The organism is Sulfurimonas sp. (assembly GCF_014859695.1).
In the GTDB taxonomy this organism is placed as follows: domain Bacteria; phylum Campylobacterota; class Campylobacteria; order Campylobacterales; family Sulfurimonadaceae; genus Sulfurimonas.
The window spans coordinates 19434-29155 of the sequence record NZ_JACUTS010000020.1 but is presented as its reverse complement, the minus strand read 5'-3'; the positions used below and the strand labels follow the sequence as shown (position 1 = coordinate 29155).

11 protein-coding genes and 6 tRNA genes are annotated in these 9722 nt (G+C 35.9%); 10 read left to right on the top strand and 7 right to left on the bottom strand.

The window, feature by feature from the left end; all coding sequences use genetic code 11:
- Nucleotides 1–158 (top strand): FtsW/RodA/SpoVE family cell cycle protein (locus tag IBX42_RS05650; protein ID WP_294930084.1); only part of this gene is annotated, 158 nt, incomplete at its 5' end.
- Nucleotides 159–177: 19 nt separating this feature from the next.
- Here IBX42_RS05650 and IBX42_RS05645 read toward each other — a convergent pair.
- The 7 genes from IBX42_RS05645 to IBX42_RS05615 all read right to left on the bottom strand — a co-directional run bounded on the left by IBX42_RS05645 (nt 178) and on the right by IBX42_RS05615 (nt 2347).
- Nucleotides 178–254: transfer RNA gene (locus IBX42_RS05645), tRNA-Asp, on the bottom strand.
- Nucleotides 255–372: 118 nt separating this feature from the next.
- Nucleotides 373–448 (bottom strand) — tRNA-Val (locus IBX42_RS05640).
- Nucleotides 449–600: 152 nt separating this feature from the next.
- A tRNA-Glu gene (locus IBX42_RS05635) sits at nt 601–676 on the bottom strand.
- Nucleotides 677–798: 122 nt separating this feature from the next.
- Nucleotides 799–874: transfer RNA gene (locus IBX42_RS05630), tRNA-Val, on the bottom strand.
- Between the two features lie 134 nt (nt 875–1008).
- Nucleotides 1009–1085, bottom strand: a tRNA-Asp gene (locus IBX42_RS05625).
- 24 nt (nt 1086–1109) lie between these two features.
- Nucleotides 1110–1185, bottom strand: a tRNA-Lys gene (locus tag IBX42_RS05620).
- Nucleotides 1186–1258: 73 nt separating this feature from the next.
- Nucleotides 1259–2347: a CinA family protein gene (locus IBX42_RS05615; protein ID WP_294930077.1), complete on the bottom strand. Its 1089-nt coding sequence runs from the start codon at nt 2345–2347 to the stop codon at nt 1259–1261.
- 121 nt (nt 2348–2468) lie between these two features.
- Between IBX42_RS05615 and ileS the strand changes: the two genes are divergently transcribed.
- From ileS to IBX42_RS05575, 9 genes are all read left to right on the top strand, one after another.
- Entirely contained in the window at nt 2469–5228 is a 2760-nt protein-coding gene (gene ileS, locus IBX42_RS05610; RefSeq protein ID WP_294930081.1) for an isoleucine--tRNA ligase, read from the top strand.
- 107 nt (nt 5229–5335) lie between these two features.
- Nucleotides 5336–5725 carry a hypothetical protein gene (locus IBX42_RS05605; RefSeq protein WP_294930074.1) on the top strand — a complete coding sequence of 130 codons (390 nt, stop codon included), beginning with the start codon at nt 5336–5338 and terminating at the stop codon, nt 5723–5725.
- A gap of 110 nt (nt 5726–5835) precedes the next feature.
- Nucleotides 5836–5958, top strand: a complete 123-nt coding sequence (locus IBX42_RS12575) for a helix-turn-helix domain-containing protein (RefSeq protein ID WP_365943387.1) — start codon at nt 5836–5838, stop codon at nt 5956–5958.
- Nucleotides 5959–6034: 76 nt separating this feature from the next.
- Complete coding sequence (locus tag IBX42_RS05600; protein WP_294930072.1) at nt 6035–6688, top strand: peroxiredoxin-like family protein; 654 nt, start codon at nt 6035–6037, stop codon at nt 6686–6688.
- A gap of 127 nt (nt 6689–6815) precedes the next feature.
- Nucleotides 6816–7598, top strand: coding sequence for a transposase (locus IBX42_RS05595; RefSeq protein ID WP_294930069.1), 783 nt, complete (start codon nt 6816–6818; stop codon nt 7596–7598).
- Nucleotides 7599–7903: 305 nt separating this feature from the next.
- Nucleotides 7904–8407, top strand: a complete 504-nt coding sequence (locus IBX42_RS05590) for a hypothetical protein (protein ID WP_294930066.1) — start codon at nt 7904–7906, stop codon at nt 8405–8407.
- The gene (locus IBX42_RS05585) at nt 8407–8934 is read left to right on the top strand and encodes a hypothetical protein (RefSeq protein ID WP_294930063.1); all 528 of its coding nucleotides are present in this window, start codon (nt 8407–8409) and stop codon (nt 8932–8934) included. Before IBX42_RS05590 ends, IBX42_RS05585 begins: the two co-directional genes overlap by 1 nt.
- A 79-nt stretch (nt 8935–9013) precedes the next feature.
- Nucleotides 9014–9274 carry an AbrB/MazE/SpoVT family DNA-binding domain-containing protein gene (locus IBX42_RS05580; RefSeq protein ID WP_294930060.1) on the top strand — a complete coding sequence of 87 codons (261 nt, stop codon included), beginning with the start codon at nt 9014–9016 and terminating at the stop codon, nt 9272–9274.
- Nucleotides 9268–9594, top strand: a complete 327-nt coding sequence (locus IBX42_RS05575; protein ID WP_294930057.1) for a type II toxin-antitoxin system PemK/MazF family toxin — start codon at nt 9268–9270, stop codon at nt 9592–9594. The genes IBX42_RS05580 and IBX42_RS05575 overlap by 7 nt, the downstream gene beginning before the upstream one ends.
- Nucleotides 9595–9722 lie beyond the last annotated feature (128 nt).

The window sequence follows — 9722 nt, the reverse complement described above, 5'->3', positions numbered from 1 at the left end:
TAGGGTATGCTCCCGTAGTCGGTGTTCCTCTGCCTATGTTTAGTTATGGGGGAAGTAGTTTTATTAACTTTATTATTCTCTTTGCAATAATGCAAAATCTTATAACGTTTCGATATAAAGATATGTATGACGGACGTGGAACTAAAAGCTTTTTATAAAAGGATTTTTTAGGGGATGTGGCGCGATTGAAGGGACTCGAACCCTCGACATTCTGCGTGACAGGCAGACACTCTAACCAACTGAGCTACAATCGCATATAATAATAAAAGGTTTTGTTAAATAACTTGGTTTTTTTGATTTTAGATGTACTAAAGTTTTGGCGAAGCGCACTAAAGTACGTGAGTCAAAAGCTTTGTGCATATAAAACAAAAATGGTGGGCACTACTGGACTCGAACCAGTGACATCTACCTTGTAAGGGTAGCGCTCTACCAACTGAGCTAAGCGCCCTAAAATTGTGCTTTTTACTTTACTCTTCGTTAGAACCTTTGTTCCATTCGTCACATAGATTTACTATGCTCCTCATTCCGCAAAGAATCTGCCTCGATTAAAATAAAAATCAAAAATTTTAAATTTAATTCTATTTATAACACCATGTTTTGTGGCGACCCCTAAAGGATTTGAACCTCTGTCCCTACCATGAAGTGATAGTGTCCTTGGCCACTAGACGAAAGGGTCACTTTCATTAAACAAAAGGTTTTGTTAAATAACTTGGTTTTTTTAATTTTAGATGTGCTAAAGTTTTGGCGAAGCGTACTAAAGTACGTGAGTCAAAAGCTTTGTGCATATAAAACAAAAAATGGTGGGCACTACTGGACTCGAACCAGTGACATCTACCTTGTAAGGGTAGCGCTCTACCAACTGAGCTAAGCGCCCTAAAATTGTGCTTTTTACTTTACTCTTCGTTAGAACCTTTGTTCCATTCGTCACATAGATTTACTATGCTCCTCATTCCGCAAAGAATCTGCCTCGATTAAAATAAAAATCAAGAATTTTAAATCAACTAAAAGTGGCGCGATTGAAGGGACTCGAACCCTCGACATTCTGCGTGACAGGCAGACACTCTAACCAACTGAGCTACAATCGCATATAATGTTTTTAGTTTTGTAAATGGTGTCCTGTGATGGATTCGAACCATCGGCCACATCATTAAAAGTGACGTGCTCTACCAGCTGAGCTAACAAGACATTTTCCTCTATTCGTAAGAGGTCGAAATTATAGGCAAATAGGTTTTAATTGTCAAGATAAAAAGAGCCAAATTTAAAAAAACATCTCTCTATCTACTAATAGCAACATTTTAATGGCAAAAAGTACACTCTGATGCTGGATATAGTTTCTATCCCCATTTAAATTTAAACGACTTTCTATATGTTTGGTTTTGCTTCTTACGCTGATATATATAGTTCCTACAGGTTTATATTTAGTGCCGCCGCCCTCACCCGCAACTCCGCTTATAGATATAGAATAGTCAGCTTCACTAACATTGAGCGCGCCTTCACTCATCTCTAAGACAACCTCACTGCTTACGGCACCGTACTCTTCTAATGTTTTAGAGTTTACGCCAAGCCAATTTTCTTTAATTCGGTTTGAGTATGTTACCAAAGAGCCGTCAAAGATTTTTGAGGCACCGTTGTTTTTCGTAAAGTAGTAGCTCAGAAGCCCTCCTGTGCAGCTCTCAGCAAAGGTAATTTTCTTGCCCTTTGATGAGAGTTTTTCCATTATATAAGCGATTATGTTTATTGCGGCAATGATTTTGTTTGGCAGAAGCTGCTTTGCCGAGGCTATGAACTTAGATATATTTCCATATTTTTTACTTCTTATATCTACTCTTAGCCATCCATCTATGAGATTTACCGCCTCTATTTTCAAGTCATACATCTGCGCAATCGGGGAGAGCATTGCCAAGGCACTCTCTTTATCCTCTTCAAAAAGGTGCAGAGTAGCGCTTGACTCTTCAAAATCAAGAAGTATCTCCGGAACTCTTTGCATCTCATCTACATGTAAAACATTTGTAAGCGAATTTTTATACTCTAAAAGATAACTTCCATCTTCATATACAGCGCAGTTTGATGGTATCAGCATCTCATCTTTTAAAATTTGGTTATCACTTGTGACAGTACATATAAGTTTTCCGATGGTGGAAAAATGCTGTTTTGAGGTTACGATAATATATCTGTTTGAGGAGTGAAGCTCTTTTTCTAAATGCAAAAAAAGTGAATTATCGCTCTCTTTAAAAAAAGTTATCGAGTCTATAAAGTCAGTTTTTTGCTCAATTTTTCTGATTATATACTCTCTTAGAGAAAGATTGTATATAAATTTATTGCCGATTAACAAAAGATGCAGTTTCATTGCGTAAATAGCCTTTTTGCAAAAATAATTTTCTCCATTATAACACTGTTTTTACTATTTTAAAGTAGCTTTTAAAGGCATGAGGGATATAATGCAAAAATTTTACACTTTTGGGACAGACATGGATTATAAAGATACACTACTTTTACCGACTACAAAATTTGAAATGAGAGGCAATCTCATCAACAACGAACCAAAGAGATACGCTTCTTGGGACGAGAAAAAAATATATGAGAAGATGAAAGCTAACCGCAAAGATGCTCCAAGTTTTACTCTTCATGACGGTCCTCCATACGCAAACGGTCACACGCACATCGGACATGCACTCAACAAAATCTTAAAAGATATCATTATAAAACATAACTATTTTAACGGCAAATCCGTGCGTTTTACTCCGGGCTGGGATTGTCACGGTCTTCCGATTGAGCAACAAGTTGAGAAAAAACTTGGCGGAAAGCAGAAAAAAGAGCTTCTAGAAACTGCAAAAATCAGAGAGCTCTGCCGTGCTCATGCGGCTGAATTTGTCGATATCCAAAGAGAAGAGTTTAAAAAACTAGGTGTTATTGCCGACTGGGATAATCCATATGTGACGATGGACTATAAGTTTGAGGCAAACATCTACCGAACTCTTTGCAACGTTGCAAAAAAAGGTCTTCTAATCGAGCGAAGCAAGCCTGTTTTTTGGTCATGGGCCGAGAGAACTGCTCTTGCTGAGGCTGAAGTCGAGTACGAGGATAAAGAGGATTACTCAATCTTTATCGCATTTGAACTAAGTGATGAGGCAAAAACAAGACTCTCCATAGACTCTAAAGCAGCTTTAGTTATCTGGACAACTACTCCATGGACGATTCCTGCAAATACGGGAATATCGCTCAACCCTGAGGAAGAGTACGCTCTTACCACAGAGGGTTACATCGTTGCTAAAAAACTCTTAGAGTCTCTAAGGGAGCAAGGAGTTTTAAGCGGTGAAATTGCTAAAACTTTTCATGCAAAAGAGTTTGAAAATCTGCTTGCGCTCAATCCACTAAACGGCAGAACTTCCCGCATCGTTTTGGGCGAACATGTACTTGTTGAAAACGGAACAGGATGCGTCCACACGGCTCCGGGGCACGGTGAAGATGACTACCGCATTGGTCTTGTTTATGACTTGGAAGTTATTATGCCTGTTGATGAGACGGGATGTTATGACAACACAATCGTTAGAGATGGTTTAATCCCCAACGCAGAGGAGTTTGTAGGACGTCATATCTTTAAAGCAAACGAAGATATTATCGCTCTTATGGGAGATAGCGTTGTACATGTCTCAAAGTTTAAACACTCATACCCACACTGCTGGAGAAGCCACACGCCTCTTATCTTCAGAGCGACAAAACAGTGGTTTATCAGCGTAGACGGCACGCCAAAAGGTGAAGATAAGACTTTAAGACAAATCGCTCTTGATGAAGTTGAAAAGACTCTCTTCTACCCACAAAGCGGCAAAAATAGACTCAGATCAATGGTTGAAAACCGCCCTGACTGGTGTATCTCCCGTCAAAGAGACTGGGGTGTTCCGATAGCGTTTTTTAGAGTAAAAGCAACTGGCGAAGTCCTTCTTGATGAGAAGGTTTTAAACTTTACGGCAATGATCTTTGAGATGCACGGAAGCGACGCGTGGTACTCCATGCCGACAGAACAGCTTCTCTATCCCGGTTCAGGATATAGTGCAGAGGAGCTTGAAAAAGTAACTGACATTTTAGATGTTTGGTTTGATAGCGGCTCTACATGGTACTCGGTTCTAAAATCCCGAAACTACGACGCAGGCGAATATCAGGCGGATCTATATGTTGAGGGAAGCGACCAACATCGCGGCTGGTTCCAGTCATCAATGTTTTTAAGTGCAGCTGTTGAGCACAAAGCGCCATACAAAGGAGTTCTTACCCACGGTTTCACGGTTGATGAAAAGGGTGAGAAGATGTCAAAATCAAAAGGCAACGTTGTCGCTCCCGATAAGGTTTTAAAAGAGTACGGCAGCGAGATTCTACGTCTTTGGGTTGCATCAAGCGACTACCAAGGAGATCTAAAAATCTCTCAAGCCATCCTAAAGCAGACGGCAGAGAACTACCGTAAACTAAGAAACACTTTTAGAATTATGCTCGCAAACATAAACGACCTCAAGGCGATAACACCGCATAAAGAGATGGGCGAGCTTGATAAGTGGATACTAGCAGAAGCAAAAGAAGTATTTGACGCGGTTCACAAATCATTTAGCGGTTATAACTTTGTACATGGTATGAGTCTGTTAAACAACTTCATCGTAAATGAGCTGAGCGGAATCTACATCGACATTACAAAAGACAGCCTCTACTGTGACGCTATAAACGACCCAAGAAGAAACTCAAGCCAAAGCGCAATGGCAATTATGACTAAGTCGCTTCTGACTCTTATCGCACCTATTTTAACCTATACGGCGGATGAGATCACAGAGCATCTGCCTGCATTTTTAAAAGGCGACAAAGCAGATATTTTTGACTTTGTTTACGAGAGCATGGAGACTATCGACTCTACTTTTGACGCCACATACATGAACAGCGCAAGAGAGAAGTTTTATGAGATAGTTGATGGGCTTAAAAAAGAAAAAATCATAAAAAACACTTTAGAGTTAGTGATAATCACAGAGTCTAAAAAGATAGCGGAGATGGACAAAACATCGGCAGAAGACTGGTTTGTAGTATCTGGCATCTCACATAGCGAAGTAACTAATGAACTTGGAAAATTTGAAGTTGACGGAAATATATTTGTAATCCAAAAAGCAAGTGAAGCAAAATGTCCAAGATGTTGGAAGTATCAATCAAAAGACGAAGAATCTACATGTAAAAGATGTTCAAAGGTTTTAAATGCCTAATTTTGGCGAGCCCGTATCAGCTACATTTATCGCAGTGAGTATTGCTGTAATATTTGTTATTGTCGGTCTTGGCATACTTCTGGTTAAAAAATTCAAATAACGACAATATGAGTATATTTGCTCTTCAATCACCTGCGGGTGGTTTTTTAGATGAAGAATTAAAACGATTTAACAAAGAGTTTGATGAATGGTGCATCCAGTTTGACAACTTTGAAGACGCCAATATCATCGCACAAACTCTTGACAAAAAAAGAACCGCAGATGTTGTTGAGATTACACCGCTTAGTTATCCAAAGTACTTTTTTCACAATCTTCACGGGACCATCCATACAACGAGACAGATAGAAGATAAAATCATATGCATAATTGAACCGCAAATGGGTTCAAACTTTCGCATAGCTGTATGTGACCTCAACACAAAAAGAGTAATAATCAAAAAGACCAGCTACAAAAACGTACTAAGCGTAGAGGGTGCTTTTGCAAATTTTGAGATGTAACTTTGTTCCATTTTCAACTCCTCGCTTAACACACTCTTCATTTAAGAAAAATATGAACTTTTTTCTTTGAATGTAAAAGTCTAGAAATTTCTACAAAAGTAGATAGAAACTTGGCAATACTTAACGCGCACCAAGACGGTTACTCCCAATCAAACATAGCAACTTATTTGAATGTGTCAACATCACTGATAAGTAAAATTATAAAAAGTGGAGATTCATTCACAGGGGTGTAATTGCTATGTGATATATATTACAGATATATTTTTCTCTTTTTGATAAGATTGTTTAAATTAAACAGGAGATGAAAATATGAGTTTAGAAAAAGAAATAGAAAACCTAAAAAATCAATTTAAACAAAAAGCACCTCAAGAGGTGCAAGATTTATTTGCCCTGGCAACCAAAGAGTTAGAGGCACAAAATCTGAGTAAAAATGCCTTAAAAGAGGAAGATACCATCCCAAATGGAAGTTTACTAGATATAAATTCAAAAGAAGTTGAGTTGTATGATTATTTCAAAGAGGCTGATTTTATTGTACTTAATTTTTACAGAGGAGGATGGTGTCCTTATTGTAATTTGGAGTTAAAAGCATTTCAAGAGATTATTCCACAATTAAATGGACTCAATGCTAAGTTAATAGCCATATCTCCTGAAATACCTGACTTATCTTTAAGTACTAAAGAAAAAAATGCTTTAGAGTTTGAAGTTTTAAGTGATTTGCAAAACAAAGTTTCCAAAAAATTTGGTTTAGTGTTTTCACTGGATGAAAGGCTAAGACCTATTTACAAAGAGTTTGGTATTGACTTAGTTGCTTCAAATGCTGACCAAAGTTACGAGATACCTTTTCCTGCGACGTATGTGGTTAATAAAGAGTATAAAATCATTTACAGTTTTGTCAATGAAGATTATACTAAAAGAGTCGAACCTTTGGAAATTCTTGCATTAATTAAGATTACACCCCTGTGAATGAATCTCCACTTTTTATCAAAAAATTATATGCCCTAAGTTTTAACAAAATATTTCAATTTGCAATATATTTAATTGTAGCGAATATAAATAGTTAAGATACATCATTAAAATATAGGATTGACAAATGCCGACAAGATTGAGAGTGGATTTAGCAGGGTATCATCATATTATAAATCGTGGAGTAAATCATTGTGATGTCTTTAATTGTCATGACGACAAGGAGATGTTTTTACAAATCATCAATAAAAATGCTATTCTTCATAAGACAACACTGCATGATTACTGCTTGATGGATAATCATTATCATTTGCTTATAGAGACACAGAAAGAAAATCTATCGACTTTTATGAGAATCGCAAATGCGAACTATGCAAAATATTTTAACAAAAAATACAAACGCAGTGGTCATCTCTGGCAGGATAGATACAAATCAAAATACATTACATCTGAAAATTATCTTTACTCACTCATCAGATATATAGAAAACAACCCGCTTGAAGCCTCTATGATTGACAAAATAAGCACCTATCCGTACACATTATCATTTCTTATTTTTAATGCAAAACCCTACTATCCATGTTGCGGTGATTCTATCTTAATCAAACAGTTTGACCTCAAAACTCTGAACGAATTTTTAGGAGAGCCTATGAGTGAGAAAGAGCTGGAATATTTAAAAATAAAAGAAAAACAAAAAATACTCAAAGAAGACGGTGTCTTGCATGTAAAGCAAGAAAAACAATTCCAAGAGCATTTCTATGATATTTTTACAAAAGTAGATAGAAACTTAGCGATACTTAACGCACACCAAGACGGTTACTCTCAAGCAAGCATTGCAACTTATTTGAATCTATCAAAATCATTGATAAGTAAAATTGTAAAAAGTGGAGATTCATTCACAGGGGTATAATTAAGAAAGGACGCAATGTCCTTTTAAACACAATATTCACCCTTAGTAGGACAACTTGTTCTGCTAATGGTGAATTTCTCACTAAATGGACAATATAAATTTTGATAATTCTAGCTTTTTTTGTAAAAAGTAAACTATTTTATTGCAATTTGTCATATTTTTTAAAATAGGAGGACATTTTTGATGTCACACTAATCAGGTTATTTAAGGTTAATTTATATAGAATGTCCTCTAATAAATAGTTATCCGCTCGCTACGCGACCGGATAACGGGGGCACCCGCGCCCCCGTACACAAGGAAGCTCTATGACAAAAACAACAAGAATGAAATCTTTATTTGGAATAATCATCATTTTCAGTGCAACATCTTCAAATGCACTTACCTTAGAAGAAGAACTAAATAATATGGGTAAAAGCCTATACGCACAAGCGGGATTCTATAGCCAGTGCGGAAATAGCCATATCATTGAAAAAAACAAGTATGTTCTAAAATGGACACAATACAAAGCATCGCAGTACATAGCTCTCGTACAATCACCAAAATCAAAAGACAAATTAATCAATGAGCAACTAAAACAAAAGAAGAGTCTCAAAAAAGCATTTGAAGAAGATAAAGAAATTCTATCAGCCACAGACAAACTCAATCAAGCTGGAATGCTATGGTTTACCAATGGAACAAAAGGGATTGTGGTTGGTGATCCAAAAATATCCGATGAAACTTTCATTCTAGATTTTAATAGAAAAAACTGTGAAACAGTACAAAAAATATTAGAAACAAATTTTACATTCATGTATAACACGGTTTTTTAATGAACAAATATATTTTTGAACTGCCCGTGTATAGATTGTCAGAAAAAGAATATTTTTCAGAGCAAGAATCTCGTTACAAAAAACACTACAAAGAAGTCTTTACAAAAAATGGACGAGTAAAATCCCTAGTCAGCTTTGAGGATTATTTTGAAAAAGCACTCCGATTTGATGATATTTGGAAATATAACGAGATCATCGGATATATAAGGTTGTATTTTTCAGGTCATCAAATAAGGGGAGAATATTATCAACACAATGTAATCCATATAAGAAAAACGAGAAAAAAGCATTTTGCATATAAAACGCATAAGCTAGCACCTGAAATAAATATTCTAAAAATGAGTGATGAAGAAATATATACCTCGATTATCAACTACATTGATAGTTGTGGAATAGAACTGGAAAATAGATACATAGATGCTGATTCTTTCCGACAGATTGGAAAATACGTTCAATGGAATTATCTAATTCAAGGTAAGTATAACAATGCTCTGGAGCCAATCAAAAACCCGCGAGCGACTTTTTGATTGCTCATTTTAAACGTTATCATCCAGCTAAATTGACTTTCATCCGTAATTACATTATAATTACAAAAAGGAGTTTATTATGACAACACTCACTAAAATTGGAAACTCACAAGGAATTAGAATTCCTAAGCCTTTAATACAACAAGCACATCTCGAAAATGTTAATTTAGAACTTGAAGTTTTAGAAAATGGCTTATTAATTAAGCCTATGCATGATACAAGTAGAGATACATGGAAAGAAAATATCGAGAAAGTGCTTTCAAAAAACAAAAATGCCTCAGACGATGGAGTTTTGGAAGATTTTCTAAATGATAATGATTTAGAAGACTGGCAATGGTAGTAGATATCAAAAGGTTTGAAGTTTACTTAGTAAAATTAAACCCTACAGTTGGTTCTGAAATTCAAAAAACAAGACCATGTATAGTGATTTCACCAAATGAAATGAATGTTTTAAAAACAGTAATCGTTGCACCTATGACATCTAAAGGTTTTGATTTTATTTTCAGACCAAAAATAAAATTTAAAAATAAAAATGGTTTAGTATTATTAGATCAAATCAGAACTGTAGATAAAACAAGATTAGTAAAAAAACTTGGTAATGTTGATAAACAAACTTCTCAAGATATTTCAAGTATGCTAGTTCAAATATTTGAACTTTAAAAAGATAACAATACGCAGGAACCAATAGTTTACCGCAAGCGGAAAACTATTGCTCTCCTCGACCGTTATGCCAAAAGAGAGAATTTATCTCCTAAATTGTGTTGACACTTCAATAAAGTAATTACTTT